Genomic DNA, 21,265 nt, shown 5'->3' with positions numbered 1-21,265 from the left:
GCCGCGCTCGCAGGGCGACGAATATTCGATCGGCATGATTATGACCGCACGATGACGTGAGCCGGCGTGATCTTGCCGCGTCAGAAGTCGCTTGACGACATGCCGGGTTCGCCGTTCCTGTCCGTGTCCAAGCGGCGGTTCCGCCGAATGCGCCCTAAAAGCTCGCCAGGGAGACCCGATCAGCGTGGCAGCCAGCGTCAAAGCCGATCCAGTTCTGGAGGTCCTGAGCACGCACAAGCGGGCGTTCGGGTTCGCCCTGGCCTTCAGCGCGGTCATGGCGATCCTGGCGCTCAGCAGCTCGTTTTTCATGCTCGAGGTGTTCGACCGCGTGCTGACCAGCCGCAGCGAGGCGACCCTCTATCTGCTGGCCATAGCCGCGACCCTGGCCATCGCCGTCGGCGGCGTTCTGGATTCCCTGCGCCGGCGGCTCCTGTTCCGCACCGGCATGCAGGTGGCCGACGCCCTGTCGGACCGGGTGCTGCGCGCCATGATCGCGATGAATTCCCAGGTCGGCTCGGCCGCCTATCGCAACGGCGCGCGCGACGTCGACACGGTACGCGGCTTCATCGGCGGTCCGACCAGCGGCGCCCTGATGGACGTGCCGTTCCTGTTGATCTACCTCGTCGTGCTGTTCTTCCTGCACTGGGCCTACCTGGTGGTGGTGCTGGTCGGCGGCCTGGTCTTGACCGGCATCGCCTTCCTCAACAACGCCGTCACCAACCGGCCCCTGACTCAGGCGCTGAACCAGAACCTGCGCGCCCAGAATTTCGCTGAGGCCGGCATCCAGAACGCCGAGGTTCTGGAAGGCATGGGCATGTCCGGCGCCTTCATTTCCCGCTGGCGCCAGCAGTGGCTGGCCGGCCTTCGGCTGAACGCAGCCGCCTCGGAGCGCGACGCCAGGCTCGCCGCGGTGTCGAAGTCGATCCGGGTGCTGTTGCAGATCGCCCTGATGACGGTCGGCGCGGTCCTGATTCTGGAGTACCACGCCAGCAGCGGCGTGATGATCGGCGCCACCATCATCGGCGCGCGCGCCGTCTCGCCGATCGAGATCCTGATTTCCAGCTGGAAGACCATCGTCGGCCTGCGCCTGACCCAGACCCGGCTGAACGACCTTCTGAACAACGCCCCGCAGCGCGAGGAGGGCATGCCCCTGCCGCCGCCGGAGGGGCGCCTGCGCGCCAGCGGCGTTCAGTACGTAGTGCCGGCAACCCGGCGCATCGTCGTCGCCGGGGTCAATTTCGAGCTTGCGCCGGGCGAAGCCATGGGCCTGATCGGCCCCTCGGCTTCGGGCAAGTCGACCCTGGCCCGGCTGCTGGTCGGGGCCTGGCCCTGCTCCAGCGGTTCGGTGCGCCTGGACGGCGCCGACATCTTCGCCTGGCCGCGAGCCGCGCTCAGCCCCTACATCGGCTATCTGCCGCAGGACGTGGAGCTGTTCGGAGGCACGGTGCGCGAGAATATCGCCCGCATGACCGAACCCGATCCCGACTCCGTCGTGCGCGCCGCCCAGCTGGCCCACGCCCACGACATGATCCTGGCCCTGCCCAAGGGCTACGAGACCGAGATCGGCGAGGCCGGCCACTTCCTGTCAGGCGGCCAGCGCCAGCGCATCGGCCTAGCCCGCGCCCTCTACGGCGACCCGCGTCTGGTGGTGCTGGACGAGCCCAACGCCAATCTGGACAGCATCGGCGAGCAGGCGCTGGTGGCGACCCTGGTCCAGCTGAAGCAGATGGGCGTGACTGTGGTGGTGGTGGCCCACCGGCCGAACGTGCTGGTCAATGTGGACAAGATCCTGGTCATGCATCCCAACGGAGCCATGGCCGCGTTTGGGCCTGTGCAGGAGGTCATGCCCCAGTTCGCTCCCGTCGCGCCCCAACCTTCGCCCGCGCCGTTCCAGGGCGCTGTGTTCACCCGTCCCCGGCCCGATGCGGGAGAGTCCAAGAAGGGAGCGGCCGAATGAGCGCCGAGCCCGCGCCTCCCTTGTCCGCATCCACGTCTGGCGGATCGTCCGCCTGGCGCAGGACCCTGCGGTTGTTCGGCCTGGATCCCTCGCAGGACGAAGCCCCGGTTATGACGGGGGAAGATCTCGGCTTCATGCGTACAGGCGCCGTGATCGGCCAGGGACGGATCCTTCTGGTTTTCCTGCTGCTCGCCTTCGCCTGGGCTGCTTTCGCCCCGCTGCAGAGCGCCATCCTTGCTCACGGCGAGGTGGTCGTGAAGACCCACCGCAAGACCATCCAGCACCTGCAGGGCGGAACCGTGAAACAGATTCTGGTCAGCGAGGGCCAGGTGGTGAAGTCCGGCCAGACCCTGATGCTGCTGGATGATGTCCTGGCCAAGGCCAACCTGTCGGTGCTGCAGGGCCAGGTCGACGCCCTGACCGCCGAGGAGGCGCGGCTGGAGGCCGAACGCGACGGCAAATCGGCGATCGCCTTCCCGCCCGAGTTGATGGCCCGCCGGTCCGATCCGGCCGTGGCCGCCGCCATGGCCGGCGAAGTCAACGCCTTCAAGGTGCGCAACGCCTCGCTGAGCCAGCAGATCGGCGTTTATGGCCAGCGCACCGCTGAGAACGACCGCACCATCGACGGCATGAAGGCCGAGCGGGTGGCGGTGCAGAAGCAGAGCGCCCTGATCAAGCAGGAACTCAACGCGGTCGAGGGGCTGTACAACCAGGGCTACGTCCCGATCAGCCGCCTGCTGGCCTTGCAGCGCCAAGCCGCCGACCTGGACGGCCAGGATGGCCAGCTGGCCGGCCGCATCGCCCAGATGGAGGCTGGCAACGGCGAAAACCGCCTGCAGGGCATCACCCTCAAGGACCAGAAGCTGAGCGACGTGGTCAAGGACCTGCGCGATGTGGAGACGCGCAAGTTCGACGCCATCGACCGGTTGCACGCCGCCCAGGACACCGTCACCCACACCACCCTTACGGCGCCTGTCGACGGGACCGTGGTGGGGCTCGCGGTCCATACGGTCGGCGCGGTGATCAAGCCCGGCGAGACGGTGATGGAGATCGTGCCGCAGAACGACACCCTGGATGTCTCGGCCCGCGTGCGGCCCGAGGACGCGGACCGGGTGACCAAGGGCATGACCGCGCGGATCAACTTCAGCTCCTATCACCAGCGGCGCCTGCCGGTGATCACGGGAACGGTGGAGACCGTCTCCGCCGACCGGCTGGTCGATGAAAAGGGGCAGCCCTATTTCGCGGTGATGCTGTCGGTCGACGCCAAGGCGCTCAAGGACTATCCCGAGATGCGCCTGATCCCCGGCCTGCCGGTCGAGGTCGGCATCAATACCGGGCGGCGCACAGCGCTCAGCTACCTGGCAGAGCCAATCACCGAAGCCTTCCGGCACGGGATGAAGGAGCAGTAGCCCGCGGAAACCGTTGGCCCACCCGACGCGGCCCGCTATAGCCTCAGGCCGCGCGGGCGTGGCGGAATTGGTAGACGCAACGGACTTAAAAGCTTTTGGCGAGCGTCCCGCTTGATCATTTTTATCAATAGTTTGAATGGGTTCCGAAAATCCTGGATCGGGACTGGGCCGGGACTTTTGCAATGCCACCTTTTCAAGGGCCTCGCGCAAATCCGTCTCCGAGGCATGGGCATAGCGAAGCGTCGACTGGATGCTCGAATGGCCGAGGAGGCGCTGAGCCGTGCGAAGATTGTTCGTCGCCCGGAGCATGGCCGTGCCGGCATGGTGACGCAGGTCATGGACACGCGCCCGGCGTCCGGTTGATTTTAAGCCTGCGGCGGCGAGCGCCTTATGCAGCGCAGCCAGCGCGCCATAATAGGTGAGCGCCTTCAGCCGACCGCCCTTGAGCTCCCGAAACCAGACCGTGTCGAAGCGGTTGGACAAGGCTCGTGCGCGGCTGGCCCGCGCGGCCAGCATGCTCACATCCTCCGGGAGGAGCGGGATGACATGGTCCTCGTCGTTCTTCCGCTCCCGCAAGGTGACGCGGCCGCCCTGCAGATCAAGATCGGCAAGGCTGAAGAACATCTCGCCTAAGCGGCAGCCGTAACGCGACATGAAGGCGGCGAAGTCGCGCCAGTGCTCGGGGAGGGCCGTCAGAAAGGCCTCCATCTCCGCCGGGCTAAACTCGCGCGACTTGGGCTTCGGCTCGGGCAGGAGCAGCGAGCCCCAATCAATCTCGGGCAGGTTGCGAACGCCCCACACCCGTCCAGCGCGCCGGAGCACTGGGCGCACAGCGCGCACGACATCGTCATTGACGGTCTTGTTCGATGGCTTGCGGCCTCGGCGGGTGGTCTGACCGCGGCGTTTGCGGACCGCGTGGGCGAGAAGGTCGCCGTCGATTTCCGTCAGCAGTCTGTGGCCGCCAAGCAGCGATGACGCCGTCGCAAGCCGCCGCTCCGCATCGTTGGCGCTGGCGTTATGCTGGCCGACCTCCAAAAACCAGCGGGCCGCCGCCACATCGAACGTCGGGACCGGCTTGTCCAAGGGCTCGCCGAGGCGGACGCGCCGCTTCAGCTCCGCTTCGAAGGTCTCTGCTTTGCGGCGAGACGTTTCGCCCGTAGTTCCGAAATACCGACGACCCTTGAGCTGGAAGTCGTATTGGAAGTGGGGGCTCGTGTGCGGTTTGTAGACGGACACGGTGCTGACGGTCCTTCGATCAGATAGCGACGGATCTCCGCTTCCGAGTAGCGGCGAACTCTATTGACGGTTACAGCGCGAATGACCTCAGCATCTGTGAGCGCTCGCAGCGTTTTGACATCGAGCCCCAGCAGCGCCGCGGCGGCCAGCGCGGTGATCAGGGCCCTGTCCGCGAATGCATGGTCGATGCGAGCCTCGGTCCTTACACCAATTACGGCGCCGTGTTCCGGCTTAGCCTGGGCCATGGCGACGCCCTCTTGTCCTGCGTGGCGGACCCGATCGTGGGCTGCATAAGCCCCCGCTACTGAAGCTGCGGTCATCCGCTTTGGAATGATGCGCAGGCTTTGGCTCACCTCAAGTCGAGCCAACTCGGCATCGTGCAATCTGGCGCCAAGGGCGGGGAATGGCGGGGCGAGACCCTTGAGGGCGTCTGCCCCAGACTTGCGCAGTCACCTGCGCCCCGTCGTTGGCCGCTGGAGCTGGCGCTGTCGGCGGGAAAGTTCACCTAGGTCTGGGGGGCGCCTTTCATTTCCCGGACCTGCGCGAGCCGGGGCTTGGCTCAAGGGCCCCCAGGCCTGCCGCTGAGCGTCCGGATCGGCCGGCCCTCGATCTCCGCCCTGCGGCGCTCAGCCCGCTGCATGACGCGGCGACCCCATGTGTCTGGAGCCGAGTCGCCGATCGAGCCGAAGAAGCTCTGTCCTGCGGCCGGAACAAATGGGCCCGGGCCAATCGCCAGGGCGGGCTCGAGCGAGAAACCGTCAGGATCGGCCAGCCCATCGGGGTGATACTCGAACACGACCGTCTCGCCGCCCCGGCGAGGCGTGCGACGAAGCGTGCCGACGCGCATCGGAACACCGCGGCGATCGAGGTGAACTTCGATGTCCGTCATGACTTGGAGCCTGGCCGGAGCGATCGGCGCCGGACGCGGATCGGCAATGCGCCGGCGGCCAGCTGCTGACCGACCAGGTCGAGCGACGGATCGGCGATCTGGCCCAGATGGTCGAGAAGGCCGAGCGCATTGAGGACGGAAGCATAGATGCCGATCGCAACCCCTTCTTCGCCCGCCTCGATCTTCTGCAGCGTGGGGCGCGTGGTGAAGGCTCGTTCGGCGACGATCTCAGCGGTAAGACCCCGCCGTTTGCGGGCGTCCTTGATGTCCCCGCCAAGCTTGCGCAGCGCGCGGCGGACCGCGAGAGGCGGATGATGAGGCGTTGGCATGTAAACATCCCTTTGCGCCAAATGATGTTTACGCAAACAGATGTTTACATTATGAAGGGGCCTTCGCAAAGGTGCGCGCGCCTCAAACAACAGGCGCAATTCCACGCTCGGCGATGACGCCCGATCTTATACGGTGATCGTCCAGCGGTCGCGCTCGGTCCCGTCGCGTTGCTCCTCCTGCGGGTTCGACCCTTCGGGCGGCCTTTGGGCCGCCGCTGGCCGACCGTCGACGCTTCCCGCCGCGCATGCGCGGCTCCTGGCGGTCTTCATTTTCCTTTTGCAGGGCTTCGCCCCGGGCTGCTGCACGCCCTGGGGCGATCGGGCAAGGCGGTGGCGCTGATCTGGGGCGAGAGGAGGGCGGCTGGGTTCCCAGCGACGAGGTTTGGGCTCGAGAGAGAGGCTCTCGGCCGCCCGTCATTAGGGAGTATAACCATGACCTACGACGACAGGGCCCTGTGGGGCGAAGGCGCGCCCGTCCAGAGCGGCTTCAAGGTCGATATCAGCCGCGGGCAGCGGATCGGTCGGGTCTCATCCGAATGGTTTTCGCGGCCGGACGATGAGCGCTATCTCTCGCTCACCGACCTCTATCAGGCGGTGCGATCGCGCGCCGAACGCGCGGCCGTCCGCACCATCGAAGCGACGAGCCTCCGCGTCGAAGCGGCCGGCGACAACCCCGAGGGGCTGACCCTCATCGCACCGGGCGCGCCTGAGCCCCTCGCGCCCACCCATTGGTCGTTCGGCCAGCTTTGTGGCCTGGCCGGCGCGCCGTCCGGCTATCTGCGCGAACTGCCCGCAGCACTGGCCGGCATCAACCTCCAGCACGGCCTGCTTTCCAACCGGGCGGAGCTGGTGAAGACCCTGGAGATGGCGGACGGGCGGACCGAGCTTCGCGCCGTCACCGGGCCGGACTATGGCCGCATTTGGGACCATGAGCTGGTCGGCGCGGTGATGAAACTCGCCGGCGATGGCGCCGGTGAAACCCGCTGGAAGGTGCCGGGCGTCCTCGACTGGTCTTCGATGACCCACAATCCGTTCGTCGAGGTGACCAAGGACAACACCACCCTCTACGCCAGCGACCGCGACGTCTTCCTGTTCCTGGTGGACGACACCCACCCGATCGAGGCTGGGCGCCTCTCGAACGGCGAGCCGGATCTCTATTTCCGGGGCTTCTATTGCTGGAACTCCGAGGTCGGTTCCAAGACCCTCGGCATGGCGACCTTCTACCTGCGCGGGGTCTGCATGAACCGCAACATCTGGGGCGCCGAGGGCTTTGAGGAGATCTCCATCCGCCACAGCAAGTTCGCCGCCAGCCGCTTCGCCCATGAGGCCGAGCCGGCGCTGGAGCGCTTCGCCAACGCCTCGACGACGCCGTTCGTCGAAGGCATCCGCGCAGCCCGGGACCGCATCGTGGCGCGCAAGGACGAGGAGCGTAAGACTTTCCTACGCACCCGTGGCTTCTCCAAGGGTGAAGCGGACAAGGTCATCGCCACCGTCCTGAAGGAGGAGGGACGCCCGCCCGAGTCTGTGTTCGATTTCGTGCAGGGCATCACCGCGTTCGCTCGGACCAAGCCACACCAGGATGATCGTCTGGAGCTGGAAGGGCGGGCCGGCAAGCTTCTCGCCTGCGTTCGCTGACACCGGCGCCGCGGGACTCGCCAGCAGATCCCGCGGCCAAGGTCCGTTGCGGCTGCAGCCTTCGAGAGGAAAGGGTGGGCTGAGCTCTGTGACGGGTTCGAAAGGCCGAGAGAGGTCTCCCGGCCGCCCGTCGTGGAGCTCGAAGTCCATGACCCAATCCTCCAAGATCGTCCTCTCCGCCTCGCGGGACATTCCGTTCAACAAGCTGGTGCTGTCCCAGTCGAACGTGCGGCGCATCAAGGCCGGCGTCTCCATCGAGGAGCTGGCCGAGGACATCGCCCGGCGGACCTTGCTGCAAAGCCTGACCGTGCGCGCCGTCGTCGGCGCCGACGGCCAGGAGACCGGCAAGTTCGAGGTGCCGGCGGGTGGTCGGCGCTACCGGGCGCTGGAGCTGCTGGTCAAGCAGAAGCGGCTGGCCAAGACGGCGCCGGTGCCTTGCGTCGTGCGGGAAGGTGGCGTCGCAGAGGAAGACAGCCTGGCCGAGAACGTGCAGCGCGCGCCACTGCATCCGCTGGATCAGTTCAGGGCGTTCCTGGCGCTGCGGGAAAAGGGCCAATCCGAGGAGGACATTGCGGCGGCGTTCTTCACGACCGCAGCCGTGGTCAAGCAACGTCTGCGCCTGGCCTCTGTCTCGCCGAAGCTTTTGGAGGTCTATGCCGAAGACGGCATGACCCTCGAGCAGCTGATGGCCTTCACGGTCAGCGCCGACCATCAGCGCCAGGAGGAGGTGTTCGACCGCCTTCGCCAATCCCACGGCATGCCGGGCTATATGATCCGGCGCATCCTCACGGAGGGCGCGGTCCGCTTCGGCGACAAGCGGGTGCTGTTCATAGGGCCTGAAGCCTATCTGGAGGCCGGCGGCGACATCCTGCGCGACCTCTTCGAACGTGATGACGGCGGCTGGCTGCAGGATGCGGCCCTGCTGGACCGCCTGGTCGCCGAGAAGCTCGACCGGGAGGCCAACGCCGTCCGCGCCGAGGGGTGGCGGTGGATCGAGGTCGCATCAGACCTGCCCTACGACCGCACCTTCGGTCTGCGGTCCTTGCGGGGCGAGGTACCGCCGCTCACCGAAGAGGAAGAGGCCGCGCGGACAGCCCTGCAGACCGAACTCGACGAACTGGAGGCGAAGTGGGCGGACACCGAAGACCTGCCGCCCGAAGTCGATGAGCGGCTGGGCGAACTGGAGGCGGCGCTGGCGGCGTTCGACGAACGGCCCGCCACCTTCGATCCCGCGGACATCGCCATCGCCGGCGCCTTCGTCAGCATCGACGGTTCTGGCGCCTTGCGGGTCGAGCGCGGCTATGTTCGTCCCGAGGATGAGCCGCCGGTGGCCGCGGTCGGCGGCGCCGCCGAAGATGAGGACGGCCAAGGCGATCAGCAAGGCGTAGCGCCGCCGGCCAGCGCAGTCGATGCCGAAGAGGATGAGGGCGTCCGGCCGATCCCCGACCGGCTACTGACCGAACTGACCGCTCACCGCACAGTGGCGCTTCGCGAAGCCCTCGGCGCCAACCCGGACGTCGCCTTCCTCGCGGCGCTGCACGCCCTGTGCCTCAAGCTTTTTTACCGCTATGGCCAGGACAGCTGCCTGGAACTGGACGTCAAACACACGACCTTTTCCGCCCAGGCGCCGGACCTTGCGGACTGTTCGGCCGCGGTCGCCATCGAGACGCGGCGCAAGGCCTGGGTTCAGGCGCTGCCGACCGAGGCCGAACATCTCTGGGGCGCGCTCCAGGCCTTCGACAGCGACAGCCGTCAGGCCCTGTTCGCCCACTGCGTCGCCCAATCGGTCAACGCCGTCTACGAGGTCTATAATCGCAAACCCCGCGCGCTCGCCCATGCCGATCGCCTGGCCGAGGCCCTGGATCTCGACATGGTCGCCGCCGGCTGGGCGCCGACCGTCTCCTCCTTCCTGGGCCGTGTCTCCAAGGCCCGCATCCTCGGCGCAGTGGCCGAGGCCTGCGGCGCGGCGGCGGCCAGCCGGATCGAGCCGCTGAAGAAGACAGATATGGCGGAGGCGGCCGAGGGCCTGCTCGCTGGCCTCGGCTGGCTGCCGGAGCCGCTTCGCACCCCCGGCCGCGCGCCGGCCTGGGTCCGGGTGGCCCTGGCCGTGCCGGTCGAAGAGATGGCGGCCGACGGCCGCGAAACGGCCATGGTCGAAGCCGTAGCAGCCGGTGATGATGCCGAGGTCCCGATCGAAGCCCCCCCGATCGCGGCGGAATAGCCGACAGAGCATCCGGACTATTCCCTGGGCCCGCCGCCGCCGGCGGGCCCAGTTTATTTTGAGGGCCGGCTCATGATTGACAGCGCAGCCGAACTTTCGAAGCGTCTGGCGGATCGCGCCGAGGCGGTGTGCCGCTGTTACCTCTCCAAGGGCCGGCGGGCAGGCGCCTATTGGGTGGTCGGCGATGTCGCCAATTCACCGGGGCGCAGCCTCTATGTTCGGCTGCACAAGACGCATGACGGCGCGCCGGCCGGCAAGTGGACCGACGCGGCGACCGGCGAGCATGGCGATCTGCTCGATCTGATCGGCCGGCGGCTCGCCCTGGCGAGCCTTCACGAGGTCCTGGCCGAAGCCCGAAGGTTCCTTGGCGAAGCAGAACCAACGCCGATCACAGAGGCGAGCGGGTACGCAAGCGTGGCCAAGGATCGCTCGGCGGCGAGCCGACGGCTCTTCGCCATGGCGGGGCCGATCCAAGGCACGCTTGCGGCCGACTATCTGCGAGGGCGCGGGATACTTGATCTGCGGGGCTGCGCGAGCCTGCGGTTCCATCCACGGTGCTGGCGCGTCGCGGAACCTGGCGAGGCCCTCCCGGGCGAGCGGCGGGTGACGCCGGCGATGATCGCCGCGGTGACCGATCTGGAGGGCCAGATTTGCGGTGTTCACCGGACCTGGCTCGACTGGCGCACGAAGGACAAGGCCGACGTGCCATCACCGCGCCGGGCCATGGGCCGTCTGCTTGGCAACGCTGTTCGTTTCGGCCTGGCCCATGAGGTTATGGCCGTTGGCGAGGGAATCGAGACCGTCCTGTCTCTGCGGCAAGTCCTTCCCCGCATGCCCATGGCCGCGGCCTTGTCAGCCAACCATCTCGCGCTGGTCGAGTGGTCGCCTGGCCTGAAGCGCCTCTACATCGCCCGCGACGCCGATTCGGCGGGCTTCCTGGCCACGGATCGTCTGGCCTTGCGCGCGCAAAAGGCTGGAATCGGTGTGCTCGTCCTTGAGCCCGCGCTCGATGATTTCAACGCCGATCTCGCCCGGCATGGCGCGAAGGGACTCCATGCCCATCTTGCCACCCAGATCGACCCGGCCGACCTGAACCGTTTTGCTGCGCCGCACCTGATTTCGGGCTGACCGCGTCCGGCCTGGCGGCGATAAGGCTGGCCATCGCGCCCGACCGCCCCATGCTGCCTTTCTTTGAGCTTGCGATCGGAGCGGAGGCGCAGCGGTCCGGCAACGGCTGCGCCGCGCCATTTTCCGCCGGCGGCCGAAAGAGGGCCGCCTTTGCATCGCCAGGCAAAATGGCGCGGCTACGCCGTCCTTCGCTGCCGCTCCGGCCGCCGGCCACCGGCCCGTGGCCGGGGGTGCCGGTTCACTGCGCCCCCGCTCTTCGCCGCGCCGCAAACGGCCGCGATGGGCGCGGCCAGACGCGAAGGGCAAGCACTATGGACGATCCCCTGGACTTCATCGATCAGGAGCCGGAGCACGAGGTTTCACAAACGGCCGCCGTGCTCGATCGCGCGCAGCTGTTCGGGCTGAACTCAAACACTTCCGGCCATGCGGCGGGCGTACCGGACGAAAAGACTGTTCAGGCGGCGATCAGCGACATCTTCGACGCCCTGGTCACGGCTTGCGTCGACACCAGCCTGGAGACGGATCTTGGCGAACTCCTCTGGTCCGCCGTCAATCTGTTTCATCGAACGGTCGATCGGCTCGAACGCCGCCTGGACCAGAACGAGCATGCGCAAAAGCGCAGCCAGTCGGAGCAGGACGGCTCGGAAGTTCGCTCGGTCGAACTCGAAGACCTCCTCGACGAGGGACGGGGCCTGATCGACCGGCGCAACGCCCTCGAGTCCATGCGCGAACTGGCGATCCAGCACTTCGAAGCGCACACCGGCTCGGCCTGGCGCCCCCGCGCGGGTTCGCTCGTGACCCGCAGCACGCTGACCGCCGCCATGATCGACAGCCGCGATTTCCTGGCCGCTCGCCGCCGCGCCGAGACCGAGATCATGCTGCCGCAGGGACCGCGGATCGCGTTCTCCGGCGGAGCCGACTGCAACGATCACCACCTGATCTGGAGCGTGCTGGACCGGGTGCATGCCAAGCATCCCGACATGGTGCTCCTGCACGGGGGCGCTTCCACCGGCGCCGAATTGATCGCCGCCAAATGGGCCGCGACGCGGGGCGTCGTCGAAGTCGCCTTCCGGCCGGATTTCAAGACGCACTCCAAACGCGCCGCGCCAATGAAACGCAACGATGTGGTCCTGGCGCAAAGCCCGATCGGGGTGGTGGTCTTCCCTGGCGGCGGCATCCAGGACAACCTCGCCGACAAGGCCAGGAAGCTCGGCGTGCCGGTGTTCGACTTTCGCAGGCGAGGCGGCGCCTAAAGGGCGCCGCAGGTCACGGCGCTCGGCCAGACATCGCAATCGCGGCCGAGCGCCTATAGGTCATGAGCTCGACTTCGGACGGCGAGCGCTCGGCGAGCAATGCCTTCATCTCGGCCATGTCGGAGAAGGATGGAAAGGGGCTCGGACGCTCTTCGATCACCTGGATGGCGATCGTCCACCGCCTTCTTGATCAGGTGCGTCTCGCGGGATGGAAGCGCCGGCATAGCTCTGCCTTCCCCGGGCTTCATGCGTCCCTCCAACACCCAGGCGCCATGGCGCGCGAGGACGATCCGCCGTCGATCTTTCGTTCGTCGGCGCGCGCCTGGCCAACGCTCCCCCGGCGCACGTCCCGCCCCACCAGCCTCCGCGAGCACCGCCTTCGCCGATTGCGCCCAAACCGGCGTCAGGCGAGACTCGTCTTGCGCCGCGGTGGTGGTGGAGGCGCGGCTCGTCCCGCTTTTGCAAAGAACCTCCACCATGACCCTGTTCAATCTGCTCGCCTGCATGGCGGGGCTCGGCGCCGTCGCCTGGATCGTCTTCAACCTCGCTGTCTATGCGGCGCCGTTCTTCATCGGGCTCAGCGCCGCCGCCGCGGCTTTGCACGCCGGCTTTGGCCCAATTGGCGCCATGGCGATCGGCCTGGCTGCGGGCGTCTTCGGCCTGGCTTTGATCCGCCTTGCCTATGGCTCGGCGCCCTGGCTCGGTCTGCGCCTGATCGCCGCCCTCATCTTTATGTCATCCGCGGTCCTCGCGGGTTGGTTCGCCGGCCGGAGCTTTGCGCCGTACGCCTCCGGCGCCGTCTGGCGTGCGCTGTTCGCCGCCTTGGGGGCGATCGCCACCGGCGCGGCCGCCCGGATGCGGTTGGCGTCATGGAGAGCGACAGCCCCCTCACGACGGGCGCTTGGTTCGTCTGGCCATTTTGGACGCTGAGGGGCGGACCAGACCAAGTCGCATTGGGCGGCGGGCTTAGGCTGTGCCGGCTGAGGGTGATGGCGCCGCAAGGTCGGCCCGCCGCCTGCGACCAGGACGCAGCCTGTTCGAGCATTGTAAGCCCGAGCTGATGGCGGACCCGGCGCACCGATAATCCGAGGGTAAGGGCCGCGGCGATCCCGCGGCCGGCAGAACCGAAGAATGCAGCACCGTCCTATCTGCACGCGGCAGCCGCCGAGCGCGCGCCAAGTGGCCGTTAGGCCTTGCCCGGGCGTCGAGCGCGTCGACAGCGTGGCCCTGGATCGGCAGACCCGGATGCGCGCATCCCGCCGCCTCTGGATGGCCTGATCTGACCGAAGGCCGGCTTCGCCTCGATCGGCTGGGACCGCAACGCCGGGCGGACGAGATTCTTCCCCTGGGCTTCGCCCATTCCTCGCGGGCCAAGAATCCCGTCCGCCCGGCCCCCTTCGCTGTCGCTGCGGCCCCTTTCGCCCGCAGGCGGGCCTGGGGTGCGGCGCCGATCGCCTTCGGTCCTTCGATCGCCATCGAGGCCGCGATGGGCGCGGCGCTCGGGACAAACCTCAAGGAGACCTACCATGGCGACCATCGGCACCTTCACCAAGTCCGGCGACCAGTACACCGGCGAAATCGTCACCCTCAGTGTCCAGGCCAAGGGCGTGCGCATCGTTCCGGAAACCAGCCGCTCAGGCGACAGCGCCCCCACCCACCGTGTGTTCGTCGGCCGGGCCGAGATCGGCGCCGCCTGGAGCAAGCGCTCCAACGAGGGCCGCGACTATCTCGGCCTGAAGCTGGACGATCCGAGCTTCACCGGACCCATCTTCGCCAACCTGTTCGCGGACGAGACCGGCGAGACCCACAACCTGATCTGGTCCCGCCCCTCCAAGTCCAACAAGGACTGACGACATGGGCGCCCGCTCCCAGGAGCGGGCGCCCTCCCTGCCAACTGAACGCAATAGCGCCGCCGCTGGGGCGGCGGGTGTTCGGTAAGGCCGAACACCTGTTCGGGCTCGGCCGGCTACTCGTCCACGCCGTGTGTGGCGAACCTCGCCCGGCGCTCAACCAGGGCGCGCTTTTGGCGAGGCGTCCCGTGACGACCCCTACGGATTGGCAGGACGCGGCGGTCTACCAGCGGCTCCGCGCCCTGCCGGCGTGCGGCCTCGCCTGGGAATTTCTGCGTCGCAATCCAGGCTATCGCCAAGCCTGGCGCGCCAGTGCGCGCGGCTTGGCCGGCGCCGCCGATAATCTCTGCGAGGCCTGGGGCCTGCGATTTCCCGGCTGACCCGGCCCTGGCCTTCGCCGACGCCGGCGTCGTCTGGCGCGCCGAGGCGAACCCTCGCACCGTGCGGCTCGCGGGCGATCCCGCCGGGCTTGCTGCGCTTCGCCTGGCCAGCCTTGCGCCGCTCGATGACCGTATCGCGGCGGACGGCCGCTATCTGACCTTCGGCGAGCGGTCCGATCCCGTGGTCGCCGTGGCGCCGGCCGGTCTTGCAGCCAGCCAGCCGATCGCCGTGGTCATCGCCTTGGATGACCATTTCACGGTCCGCCTGGCTAGCGCCGCGCGCCTCTGGCGTGCGCTGACGGCGCGAAGCGCCGCTGGGCCCAAGGATGGACTGACCGAACTCCAGCGCCAGCGCCTCGTCCTGATGCTGCGGGCGCTCGACGCCAGGGCCTCAGGCGCGCGCCGGCGCGATATCGCCGCAGCCCTGTTCGGCCGCTCGGCGGTCCCGCCCGGCGCGGCCTTCGACGACCACCACCTGAAAAGCCGCACCGCGCGCCTGATCCGTGACGGCCAGGCCATGGTGGCCGGCGGTTATCGCAGGCTGCTGGCCGTTTGAAATGTCGCCTTCGCCGGGTCGAAAGCCGGCAGGGCTTTTTTCGACCCGCCTCGCGGTCAGCCTGCTACGCCAATCTCGCCCTCGAACGCCGCGCGCCCCCTTGCGGCGCCGTCAAACACCGAAGGCTCGCTTCATGTCCAATGGCGCCATTCCCGGCATCCCGCCGCGCTGCCTGCGCACGCCTGAGGCGGCGCGCTTTTTAGGTCTTTCCGGGCGCACGCTCGAAAAGCATCGCACCTATGGCACCGGCCCCCGCTATTCGAAGATCGGCGGTCGGGTGGTCTACCGCATCGAGGATCTGCAGGCCTGGGTCGACCGCGGCGCCAAATCCTCGACTTCGGACGAGACCGGCCAGCGCGTCCTGCCGGCTAAGCCGCAAACGCCGGGGTCGGCCTCGCTCCGCGGTCTTGTGGTCCGCTGAGACGCCCCCCGTGCGCAACTTCCTGCCCCCCGCCGAACCGCTGCGCCGCTTCACGCCTCGTCCGGGGACGCCTGCGCCGCGCGACCTTCAGGACCTGATGGCCTATCCGTTCTTCTCCCTGGCCAAGACGCCGCGCCTGCAGCCGATCGACTTTCGCAGCGGCCCAGTCGTGATCCGCGTCGAGGCGGTGCCCGAACATGGCATGGCCACCATCTGGGACGCCGATGTCCTGATCTGGGCGGCCTCGCAGATCGTCGAGGCGCGCGACCAGGGCCTTGCGACGTCGCGGCTGATGACCGCCACGCCATACGAGATTCTCCGCTTCATCGGCCGCCGATCCTCCGTGCGCGACTACGTCCGCATCAAGGCGGCGTTCGATCGCCTGCAGTCCACCACCATCGCCACCTCCATTCGCCAGGCGGAGGGACGGCGCCTGCACCGCTTCTCGTGGCTCAACGAATGGACGGAACGGCTCGACCGCGCCGGGCGCCCGCTCGGCGTCGAACTGATCCTTCCGGACTGGTTCTACGGCGCCGTGCTTGATGAGCGCCTGGTGCTCACCATCGATCGCACCTACTTCGCCCTGACCAGTGGACTCGAGCGCTGGCTCTATCGGCTCGTGCGCAAACATGGCGGGCGCCAGGCGCAGGGCTGGCGCTTCGACCTTGTCCACCTGCATCAGAAATCCGGTGCGCTGTCACCGTTCAAGCGCTTCGCTTTCGAGCTGCGCGAGATCGTCAGGCGCCAGCCCCTCCCAGGCTATCAGCTGTTCATCGAGGTCGATGCGGCGCGGCGGTTCTTCCTGGCCTTCGAGCCGGCTCAGTCCGCTGCGCCTGTGGATGGCCTCGTGCCATCGGGAACTCCAGCTCGCGTGCTATCGGGAACCACCCTATCGTGCCATCAGGAACCCGAACGGGGCCTAACGCCCAGAGTCGCCACACAAATTCGGCGCGCTAACCTAGACTCTAACAAAGAGTCTAACCCTTACGTTCTTCGCCGTTCTGGCCGGCTCAGTAGAGCGCGCCTGTCGCCATCGCCTAGGCCCTCCGACGAGGATGGCGCGCCTTGAAACCGGCCGCTTCACATCTCACCCGGGTCGAGTTGCTCCAGGTCCCTGAGCGCATCGAGCGCTGGATCCGCTTCGGCCGTTCTGTTCAGGAAGAGATGCTGGACCGTCGTCGGCGTGCGCTCTGGTTCGCGCCGGGTGACGTCTTCGCCGTCGTGCGCTGGGCCGCGAACGACTTTGGCGCCGCCATCTCGCGCATCGACATCCTGATCGCCCCCGCGCCGGGCGAAGCGATCGTGACCGTCCCCTGGGTGGACCCAGGCGGCGTCAGCCTGCTGCGCGTTCACGGCTGGCCCAAGGTCCAGCGCGTGCTCGCCGCCGTCGACCAGGTCGAAGCGCTCGGCGTCGATCCCAAGGACGCCTGTCCGGACCATTGGCGGCACGTCCATGCGCGCCTCGCCGCGGGCGATGAGCCCCGAGACTACACCCCGTGCCGCCACGCCGCCTGGATCGGCCGACGGGTCATCACGCCATGAAGACGGTTCAAATGCGGCTGGCCATGACCACAGCCGGCGCCGGTCTCATGAGCGTCGGGCTGTGGTTCCACCCAAAGCCCCTCCTGCTGTGGAATGCGAGCGCCAGCGTTCCGATCGGGCTCTACCAGGTCGATCCCATGGCGCGCCCGACGGTCGGAGATTTCGTCGTGTTCGACCCGCCAGCGGGCCTTGCGACCTTTCTGGCGAACCGCCGCTATCTGCCGGTCGGCGTGCCGCTGGTGAAGACCATCGCCGCCGGCCCTGGGCAAACCGTCTGCCGGATCGGCGCCCTGGTGAGCGTCGATGCGAAAGCCGCTGCATGGGCCCTGGCGCGGGATCGAATGGGGCGGACCTTGCCAGTCTGGCAGGGCTGCATCGCCCTCAGCCAGGGCCAGGTGTTCCTGCTCAATCGATCGGTTCGCGACTCCCTCGACGGGCGCTACTTCGGCCCGGTTTCGGCTCGCAACATCATCGGCCGCGCGCGCCCGATCTGGATCCGAAGAGGCGCCTGACATGGGTCCCACCCCTCCCTTCCGGTCCGTTCTGCTCGCTGCGCTTTGGCTGCTGGCCGCCCCGGCTATCGCGGTAGCGGCGTGCGAGATCGGCGCAGCTTCACCGCCGATATCTGGCGCAGGCGCAGCTTCGCTCGCCATCGCCGAAGCCTCGCGGCGGTTCCAGGCGCCGATCCCTCTGCTGCGGGCCGTCATGCACGTGGAGAGCGCCGGCGATGCACGCGCCGTGTCGTCCGCCGGCGCCATCGGCCTTATGCAGGTGACGCCGACAACCTTCGCCGACCTGCGCGCCGAACTCGGCCTGGGCGCCGATCCGTTCAATGTTCGCGACAACGTCCTGGCCGGGGCGGCCTATCTGCGCCAGCTGTTCGATCGCTATGGCTCGCCTGGATTTCTGGCCGCTTACAATGCCGGGCCGGCGCGATGGGAAGCCTTCCGGTCGGGAGCAAGGCCTCTGCCAGACGAGACGGTCCGCTACCTTGAGCGCCTCGCCGCCTTGATCGACATCGGCGACATTTCTTGGATTGAGATGCGTCGGGCCTCGCCGCAGGAATGGGGTCTCCTTGTACGCACCAGGTCGTCGGCCGGCATTTCCGCGCGCGTGGGGTCGCCACCTTTGGACGGGGCGGGCGGCGCGGAATGGACGGCGAATGAACAAGCTGGGAAGCGCCCTATCCGCAGATTGTTTGCAGCGCCGGGGTCTCCAGCGCTGAACTCTGACCGTGCTGGTCTGAGCTTTTTGACGGCCCGTCGGGACACGGCAAGCTTGCGCGCTGAAAGCCGTGCCGATGCGCTGCGAAGCCCACTTTTTGCGCCTCCACGGGATAGGAGGCCCGCTCAATGATGACGACCAGCGTCCGACGCGGGCTTTCGTATGCCAGAGCGTCTTTGCGCAGCATCTCGTCTATTCGGCTTCCTGTTGAATCCCCGCGAATTTCAGGGGTCGTGGAGGGCAAGATTAAAGGCCGCCTCGCGCCGCCCGTAAGTCCTTGTCTGCACACTGGATTTGGGCCCGCGGCTTGCCGGCGCGGCGCCAGGATCGGAGATCTGATCGGAAATTCAATCAGTTGGGCGACGCCAACAGCTTCGCCGAGGCTAGGCTCGGGCAGGAAGTCATGAGCGGCTCCGACGAGGAGCGAGCGTTGCGCCTGAGGCCAGGTCGCATCCGTGACCGAGGCCAGAGCGGCTATCGTCGGCCGAAAGGATTCATCGCCCAGGTGCTAACCGCCGCGTCCAAGGCTGGCGCGCGCGGCGATGGCGCCTCAGGGCCGCATGGACGATCGCGAATGGTGAAGGGACGCTGTTCGAGGATCGGCCGCGGCCAGGCGATCGCGACCCGCCTAAAGCGCGAGGCAGCGACCCGCGGACCGTCCGGTCGATTCCGGCGGGTCATCGTCAAGGCGCGCATCGTCAGGCTGAAGGCGGCCAGCCGCGCGGCGCAGGCCCACCTTCGCTACCTGCAGCGTGATGGGACGACGCGTGACGGCGAACGTGGGCGCCTCTATGGCCCCGGCGGCGAAGGGGGGGATGGCCGCGCGTTCGTCGAGCGAGGCGAGGGCGATCGCCACCAGTTCCGGTTCATCATCGCGCCCGACGATGCCGACCGGCTCGCGGATCTGGAGGCCTTCACGCGCGATGTCATGGCGCAGATGGAAAGGGATCTTGGGACCCGGCTCGACTGGGTCGCGGTCGACCATTTCAACACCGGTCATCCGCACAGCCACGTGGTCATCCGAGGCAAGGACGATCGGGGCGCCGACCTTGTCATCGCCCAGGACTACATCACCGATGGTCTCCGGTATCGGGCTCAGGAACGAGCGACCCTTGAGCTCGGTCCAGAGACTGAACTCGAACTCAAGACCAAGCTCCGCGCTGAGGTGGACGCCGAGCGCGTAACCCGCATCGATCGAGCGATGCTGGACGCTGCTTCGGGCGATGTTCTGGATTTTCGCCAGGGCGGGGATGCAGAGGGCATGATCGATCGCAGCCTGAGGCTAGCCAGGCTTGGCGTGCTTCGCCGGCTGGGACTGGCGACGGAAGTCGAGCCCGGGGTGTGGGTTCTGTCGGAGAGGCTCGAGCCCACCCTGCGCGAGCTTGGCGAGCGTGGGGACATCATCAGAGCGATCCACCGCGCCTTGGGAGCCAGCGGCGTGACGCGGGCTACGGCGTCGTTCGAACTGGACGCCGGCGATAAGCCGATCATCGGCCGAGTGATCGGCAAGGACCTGACCGACGAACTCGGCGACCGACTCGCCTTGATCGTCGATGGCGTCGATGGACGTATACATCATGTGGGCTCAGTCGACGCCGATGAGGTCCGGATCGGGGCGATCGTCGAAATCGGTCCCAAGGCTCAGGTAAGGGCAGGCGACCGGACTATCGCCGAGCTTGCGGGCGAGACTGGCTTCTATCAGCCAAGCCGGCATCGACAGATGATTGAGGGCGGCGAGCTCAGCAACCCCGCAGGCGATCCCGGAGACTTCGTCGAAAGCCACGTGCGCAGACTAGAGGCCCTGCGACGGGCCGGGATCGTCGAGCGGCTCAGCGAGGACCGTTGGGCGATTCCCGAGGATTTCGAACAGCAAGCCCAGGCCTTGGATGCTCGCCGCGGACGCCAGTCAGCCATGCGCGTGCTCTCCGCCTTCGATCTCGATCAGCAGGTGACGGCTGACGGCGCGACCTGGCTGGATCGCGAACTGGTCGCCCGCCGCCGTCTGGTCTTGGCGTCGCTGGGATTTGGAGCGGAGGTCGAGCAAGCGCTGGTAAGACGGACCGATCGGCTTGTCGATCAGGGGCTGGCCTGGCGCGACGCCGATGGCGGCATCCGCTTTCGGGCGGGCTTGCTGGCGACCTTGCGAGACCGGGAGTTGGACCGAGAGGGCGCGACCCTGGCGGTGGAGAAGGCCGTGCCCTTCCGTCGCCTCGCAGCGGGCGAGGACTTTCGCGGCCGCTTCACCGGCGCCGTCGAGCTGGCGTCCGGGAAGTTCGCCGTCGTCGAGAACGCCTATGAATTCACGCTGGTCCCCTGGCGGCCCGTGATCGAGCGGCGGCTAGGGCGGGAGGTCGTCGGATCGATCGAGGTCGGCGGCGGGGTCGCCTGGCGTCTCGGCAGGGATCTCGGCCTCGAGCTTTGAGCGGTGCGAGCGTCGGGGCGGCATGGTCCAATCAGGGTAGCCGATCCCTATGGGCGGTGGTGGCGGGGCGAGGGCGTGGAGCAGTGCGGCGATGCGTTCCTGGACCGTGAGGGGCAGCCTCGGGAACTGCGCCGCAACGTTGCGGCCGAAGGGGGAGGCCAGAAGGTCAACGGCCAGGTCCGCGCCGCCTTCGCCTGTGTCCAGGGCGGCCAATTCGGGCAATCCCTCGAACAGCGCCGTGATCGGCGCCCTCAGCGTCAGGGCGATCTCGACCAGGACCGAGGCGCTCATCCGGTTGGCGCCGGTTTCGTATTTCTGGATCTGCTGAAACGAGATGGCGAGGGCGGTCGCCAGGTCGGTCTGGCTAACGCCGCGCGCCTTGCGCAGCCTTCGGAGTTGGCGGCCGACATGGTGGTCGATGGGGTGAATTTCGCGCTTGGCCGGCATGGAGGCTCCCTGGCAGATGCTGCTCGTGGAGACTCGACGGTTGGCGTGCTCGGGACCTCCCAAATTTCTGGTTGGCGGCAGCGGGAACACTGAACGAGGTCGGATCCTGGGGCTGGGGCAAGCGTCGAGGGCGAGCCCGCTTGATCATGTAAACAGGGCTTTTGCGGTAATCGCCGCCTGAATGGCCGCGCCCCAGCCCGCATAGAAGGCGACATGGGCCGGCGCCCCGCCGAACTCCTCCTGCGTCAGCCGGTGTTCGATGGCGCGACCCAGATAGACCGGCAGGAAGTTCGACTGTCCGAGCGCCGCCAGTGCGATCATCATCGCCAGGCTGCGATCCCTGGGGGTAAGGCCCGGTCGCAGCCA

The 21,265-nt window shown here is 67.7% G+C and carries 21 protein-coding genes and 1 pseudogene; 16 read left to right on the top strand and 6 right to left on the bottom strand.

Annotated features, from left to right (window positions below):
• Positions 1 to 184 precede the first annotated feature (184 nt).
• Both KCG34_RS11495 and KCG34_RS11490 read left to right on the top strand, forming a co-directional pair.
• Positions 185 to 1,957 carry a type I secretion system permease/ATPase gene (locus KCG34_RS11495; protein ID WP_211940484.1) on the top strand — a complete coding sequence of 591 codons (1,773 nt, stop codon included), beginning with the start codon at positions 185 to 187 and terminating at the stop codon, positions 1,955 to 1,957.
• Positions 1,954 to 3,366 (top strand): HlyD family type I secretion periplasmic adaptor subunit, encoded by a 1,413-nt coding sequence (locus KCG34_RS11490; RefSeq protein WP_211940483.1) that lies wholly within the window; start codon positions 1,954 to 1,956, stop codon positions 3,364 to 3,366. Before KCG34_RS11495 ends, KCG34_RS11490 begins: the two co-directional genes overlap by 4 nt.
• Positions 3,367 to 3,642: 276 nt before the next feature.
• Here the strand turns inward: KCG34_RS11490 and KCG34_RS26175 are convergent.
• The 4 genes and pseudogenes from KCG34_RS26175 to KCG34_RS11470 all read right to left on the bottom strand — a co-directional run.
• Positions 3,643 to 4,020 (bottom strand): annotated as a pseudogene (locus KCG34_RS26175) (tyrosine-type recombinase/integrase); the annotation flags it as partial.
• Positions 4,021 to 4,475: 455 nt separating this feature from the next.
• On the bottom strand, positions 4,476 to 4,985 hold the full coding sequence (locus tag KCG34_RS11480; RefSeq protein WP_211940482.1) for a helix-turn-helix domain-containing protein: 510 nt from the start codon (positions 4,983 to 4,985) through the stop codon (positions 4,476 to 4,478).
• Between the two features lie 176 nt (positions 4,986 to 5,161).
• Positions 5,162 to 5,491, bottom strand: coding sequence for a HipA domain-containing protein (locus KCG34_RS11475; RefSeq protein WP_211940481.1), 330 nt, complete (start codon positions 5,489 to 5,491; stop codon positions 5,162 to 5,164).
• Positions 5,488 to 5,925, bottom strand: coding sequence for a helix-turn-helix domain-containing protein (locus KCG34_RS11470; RefSeq protein WP_249138311.1), 438 nt, complete (start codon positions 5,923 to 5,925; stop codon positions 5,488 to 5,490). The genes KCG34_RS11475 and KCG34_RS11470 overlap by 4 nt, the downstream gene beginning before the upstream one ends.
• A gap of 327 nt (positions 5,926 to 6,252) precedes the next feature.
• Between KCG34_RS11470 and KCG34_RS11465 the strand changes: the two genes are divergently transcribed.
• The 14 genes from KCG34_RS11465 (at position 6,253) to KCG34_RS11400 (ending at position 20,452) form a co-directional block, all read left to right on the top strand.
• On the top strand, positions 6,253 to 7,455 hold the full coding sequence (locus KCG34_RS11465; protein ID WP_211940480.1) for a DUF932 domain-containing protein: 1,203 nt from the start codon (positions 6,253 to 6,255) through the stop codon (positions 7,453 to 7,455).
• Positions 7,456 to 7,603: 148 nt separating this feature from the next.
• On the top strand, positions 7,604 to 9,676 hold the full coding sequence (locus tag KCG34_RS11460; RefSeq protein WP_211940479.1) for a ParB/RepB/Spo0J family partition protein: 2,073 nt from the start codon (positions 7,604 to 7,606) through the stop codon (positions 9,674 to 9,676).
• 72 nt (positions 9,677 to 9,748) lie between these two features.
• Positions 9,749 to 10,804, top strand: coding sequence for a DUF7146 domain-containing protein (locus tag KCG34_RS11455; protein WP_211940478.1), 1,056 nt, complete (start codon positions 9,749 to 9,751; stop codon positions 10,802 to 10,804).
• 311 nt (positions 10,805 to 11,115) lie between these two features.
• Positions 11,116 to 12,057 carry a DUF2493 domain-containing protein gene (locus KCG34_RS11450; protein WP_211940477.1) on the top strand — a complete coding sequence of 314 codons (942 nt, stop codon included), beginning with the start codon at positions 11,116 to 11,118 and terminating at the stop codon, positions 12,055 to 12,057.
• Between the two features lie 429 nt (positions 12,058 to 12,486).
• Entirely contained in the window at positions 12,487 to 12,987 is a 501-nt protein-coding gene (locus KCG34_RS11445; RefSeq protein WP_211940476.1) for a hypothetical protein, read from the top strand.
• A 596-nt stretch (positions 12,988 to 13,583) separates the two neighbouring features.
• Positions 13,584 to 13,907: a DUF736 domain-containing protein gene (locus tag KCG34_RS11440; RefSeq protein ID WP_211940475.1), complete on the top strand. Its 324-nt coding sequence runs from the start codon at positions 13,584 to 13,586 to the stop codon at positions 13,905 to 13,907.
• A gap of 188 nt (positions 13,908 to 14,095) precedes the next feature.
• Complete coding sequence (locus KCG34_RS11435; protein ID WP_211940474.1) at positions 14,096 to 14,287, top strand: transcriptional regulator domain-containing protein; 192 nt, start codon at positions 14,096 to 14,098, stop codon at positions 14,285 to 14,287.
• A 61-nt stretch (positions 14,288 to 14,348) separates the two neighbouring features.
• Positions 14,349 to 14,843 (top strand): DUF2285 domain-containing protein, encoded by a 495-nt coding sequence (locus KCG34_RS11430; protein WP_211940473.1) that lies wholly within the window; start codon positions 14,349 to 14,351, stop codon positions 14,841 to 14,843.
• A gap of 133 nt (positions 14,844 to 14,976) precedes the next feature.
• Positions 14,977 to 15,264 carry a helix-turn-helix transcriptional regulator gene (locus KCG34_RS11425; RefSeq protein ID WP_211940472.1) on the top strand — a complete coding sequence of 96 codons (288 nt, stop codon included), beginning with the start codon at positions 14,977 to 14,979 and terminating at the stop codon, positions 15,262 to 15,264.
• 10 nt (positions 15,265 to 15,274) lie between these two features.
• On the top strand, positions 15,275 to 16,333 hold the full coding sequence (locus KCG34_RS11420; protein ID WP_446686566.1) for a replication initiator protein A: 1,059 nt from the start codon (positions 15,275 to 15,277) through the stop codon (positions 16,331 to 16,333).
• Complete coding sequence (locus KCG34_RS11415; RefSeq protein WP_211940471.1) at positions 16,330 to 16,806, top strand: DUF2840 domain-containing protein; 477 nt, start codon at positions 16,330 to 16,332, stop codon at positions 16,804 to 16,806. Before KCG34_RS11420 ends, KCG34_RS11415 begins: the two co-directional genes overlap by 4 nt.
• A complete protein-coding gene (locus KCG34_RS11410; RefSeq protein ID WP_249138310.1) occupies positions 16,803 to 17,318 on the top strand; it encodes a S26 family signal peptidase in 516 nt (171 codons plus the stop codon). Before KCG34_RS11415 ends, KCG34_RS11410 begins: the two co-directional genes overlap by 4 nt.
• Position 17,319: 1 nt before the next feature.
• Positions 17,320 to 18,162: a lytic transglycosylase domain-containing protein gene (locus KCG34_RS11405; RefSeq protein WP_211940470.1), complete on the top strand. Its 843-nt coding sequence runs from the start codon at positions 17,320 to 17,322 to the stop codon at positions 18,160 to 18,162.
• A 442-nt stretch (positions 18,163 to 18,604) separates the two neighbouring features.
• Entirely contained in the window at positions 18,605 to 20,452 is a 1,848-nt protein-coding gene (locus tag KCG34_RS11400; protein WP_211940469.1) for a DUF3363 domain-containing protein, read from the top strand.
• Here the strand turns inward: KCG34_RS11400 and KCG34_RS11395 are convergent.
• Positions 20,369 to 20,899, bottom strand: a complete 531-nt coding sequence (locus KCG34_RS11395) for a helix-turn-helix domain-containing protein (RefSeq protein ID WP_211940468.1) — start codon at positions 20,897 to 20,899, stop codon at positions 20,369 to 20,371. The genes KCG34_RS11400 and KCG34_RS11395 overlap by 84 nt on opposite strands.
• A 144-nt stretch (positions 20,900 to 21,043) precedes the next feature.
• The gene (locus KCG34_RS11390; protein WP_249138337.1) at positions 21,044 to 21,262 is read right to left on the bottom strand and encodes a carboxymuconolactone decarboxylase family protein; all 219 of its coding nucleotides are present in this window, start codon (positions 21,260 to 21,262) and stop codon (positions 21,044 to 21,046) included.
• Positions 21,263 to 21,265: the final 3 nt, after the last annotated feature.

The organism is Phenylobacterium montanum (genome assembly GCF_018135625.1).
Lineage (GTDB): Bacteria > Pseudomonadota > Alphaproteobacteria > Caulobacterales > Caulobacteraceae > Poindextera > Poindextera montana.
Note: the sequence above shows the minus strand (reverse complement) of the source record. Positions and strands in the feature narration are given on the sequence as shown.

What these genes read in the sequence shown, in the direction of transcription:
- KCG34_RS11405 (WP_211940470.1), top strand. Translation starts at nt 17,320, where the DNA reads ATGGGTCCCACCCCTCCCTTCCGGTCCGTTCTGCTCGCTGCGCTTTGG.
- KCG34_RS11395 (WP_211940468.1), bottom strand. Translation starts at nt 20,899, where the DNA reads ATGCCGGCCAAGCGCGAAATTCACCCCATCGACCACCATGTCGGCCGC.
- KCG34_RS11450 (WP_211940477.1), top strand. Translation starts at nt 11,116, where the DNA reads ATGGACGATCCCCTGGACTTCATCGATCAGGAGCCGGAGCACGAGGTT.
- KCG34_RS11425 (WP_211940472.1), top strand. Translation starts at nt 14,977, where the DNA reads ATGTCCAATGGCGCCATTCCCGGCATCCCGCCGCGCTGCCTGCGCACG.
- KCG34_RS11460 (WP_211940479.1), top strand. Translation starts at nt 7,604, where the DNA reads ATGACCCAATCCTCCAAGATCGTCCTCTCCGCCTCGCGGGACATTCCG.
- KCG34_RS11440 (WP_211940475.1), top strand. Translation starts at nt 13,584, where the DNA reads ATGGCGACCATCGGCACCTTCACCAAGTCCGGCGACCAGTACACCGGC.
- KCG34_RS11475 (WP_211940481.1), bottom strand. Translation starts at nt 5,491, where the DNA reads ATGACGGACATCGAAGTTCACCTCGATCGCCGCGGTGTTCCGATGCGC.
- KCG34_RS11400 (WP_211940469.1), top strand. Translation starts at nt 18,605, where the DNA reads ATGGTGAAGGGACGCTGTTCGAGGATCGGCCGCGGCCAGGCGATCGCG.
- KCG34_RS11410 (WP_249138310.1), top strand. Translation starts at nt 16,803, where the DNA reads ATGAAGACGGTTCAAATGCGGCTGGCCATGACCACAGCCGGCGCCGGT.
- KCG34_RS11455 (WP_211940478.1), top strand. Translation starts at nt 9,749, where the DNA reads ATGATTGACAGCGCAGCCGAACTTTCGAAGCGTCTGGCGGATCGCGCC.
- KCG34_RS11490 (WP_211940483.1), top strand. Translation starts at nt 1,954, where the DNA reads ATGAGCGCCGAGCCCGCGCCTCCCTTGTCCGCATCCACGTCTGGCGGA.
- KCG34_RS11465 (WP_211940480.1), top strand. Translation starts at nt 6,253, where the DNA reads ATGACCTACGACGACAGGGCCCTGTGGGGCGAAGGCGCGCCCGTCCAG.